This is a genomic window from Candidatus Magnetaquicoccus inordinatus (assembly GCF_004217665.1).
Classification (GTDB): Bacteria; Pseudomonadota; Magnetococcia; order Magnetococcales; family Magnetaquicoccaceae; genus Magnetaquicoccus; species Magnetaquicoccus inordinatus.
This window is the reverse complement of the sequence record NZ_RXIU01000378.1, coordinates 1-1,882: the sequence shown is the minus strand read 5'-3', so window position 1 is coordinate 1,882 and position 1,882 is coordinate 1. Positions and strand designations below refer to the sequence as shown.

General features: G+C 49.4%; 1 protein-coding gene. It reads left to right on the top strand.

Features of this window, described 5'->3' with window-relative positions; genetic code table 11:
* Positions 1-363: 363 nt before the first annotated feature.
* The coding region (locus EJP87_RS18095; RefSeq protein WP_130472813.1) for a methyl-accepting chemotaxis protein at positions 364-1,882 on the top strand (1,519 nt) is incomplete at its 3' end.

The window sequence follows — 1,882 nt, the reverse complement described above, 5'->3', positions numbered from 1 at the left end:
CTGTTGCTACAAGCGAAACTGTGCATGTCGGGCGTCCGCCCTCCCAAAGGGTGCCCCATCGGGGCACAAATCGGTGCGGCGTGCGCAAATGCTACGCATTCGCTTTTGTGAAACGCCGCACATTACCAGCAGGGCTTTGCCCTGCACCCTCCAGGAGGAGATAATCTCCTCCTGGACCTCCATAATAATTTTCTGATTTTCAAATGCGATTGCCCTGAGTTTTTTTTACTGACAGATTCTCTGCACTGGTTTATTATTATACATTCTGACAAATATTGACGTTTTATAACAGAAAATTTGCGTCCGCCTGATCATCTGCAGGTGAGTGCGTATGGTATTGTTTACCCATGGGGAGGAGATGGGATGAAGGACTTAAAACTGGGAATCAAACTCGGTTTGGGTTTTGGCTTGGTTTTGCTGTTGACCTTTGCCGTGGCGCTTACCGGTTATAATGGAATTAACGGCATTGCCGGGCGTTTGGACAAGAGCCAGGATTTGGCATTTTTGATCGAGCAGGTCAACAAGGCGATGCAGTCGGAAAAAAATTTCATCATGCGCAAGGATATGAAACATGTCCAGGAAAACCAAAAAGCGCTGGATGAGTTCAAAAAACAGGCGATTATAGATCGTGACCAAAAATTTCATAGTGCAGATGACAAAGGGCAAATTGATGGAGTGATCAATGCCATGGAGCACTATGGCAAAGCCTTTGCGCACTATGTGGAGCTGGAAAAAAAGCGCAATGAAGGTTTGGCACGCATCCGCGACATTGCTGATAATACTGTGCGCGTGGAAGTAACCAAAATGCAGGAGAATCAGACACATAAATTGCATGAAATGTTGCGTGAGCAAAATGTGCAAGCTTCTGCAGAACGTACTGCCGCCATCGAGGATCGTGCGGATAAGGTAGCAAGAGCGGGACAGATGTTGATCTTTTTCAAGGATGCCCGCATTGGCGAAAAGGAGATATTTATTACATCTGGAAAAGATGAAAAATTTATCCAACGTAATCAAGAAGGTAGCGGTGGCGCCTTAAAAGTGGCCCAGGAGTTGTTATCGCGTTTCAAGCAAGCGGTTAATATCGATCAGACAAAAAAAATTATTGCCGGTATTGAGCAGTATCAGAAAGAGATGTCTGCGATACTGGAGTCCATTCGCGAACAGAACAAAGCCGAACAAGAGTTGATTGTGGCGCGGCGAGCTGCGGCAGAAAAATTGGCGCAAGTGGTTCATGGCCAGCAGAACAAAGCGCATGCTGAGGTCTCATCAGCGGTGACTTTGATCAGCAGTGCCAGTGTGGGTGCCATACTGTTTGGGGTGATCATTGCCCTGTTTTTGACCCGTGCGCTGGTTTCCGCTTTGACCATGGGTGTCGAATTTGCCAAACGCATCGCTGGTGGTGATTTGACGGCGACCATTGATCTGCAGCAAAAGGATGAGGTGGGCCAGTTGGCCGACACCTTGAAACAGATGGCCGATAAGTTGCGTGAGGTAATCACCGAGGTCTCCACCTCTGCAGAGCAGGTGGCGATTGGCAGCAATGAAATCTCCGATGCGGCGCAAAATCTGTCGCAAGGAGCGACCAATCAGGCGGCCTCCATTGAAGAGACCTCATCGGCGATGGAGGAGATGTCATCCAACATTCAACAGAACTCTGATAATGCGGGTACGACGCAGACTATTGCCCAGCAGGCGGCACGTGATGCCGAAGAGGGTGGCATGGCGGTTGGTGAGGCGGTCCAGGCCATGCGCGAGATAGCCTCGAAGATTGGTATTATTGAAGAGATTGCGCGGCAGACCAATCTGTTGGCTTTGAATGCGGCCATTGAGGCGGCTCGAGCAGGTGAGCATGGTAAAGGGTTTGCGGTAGTGGCTGCGGAGG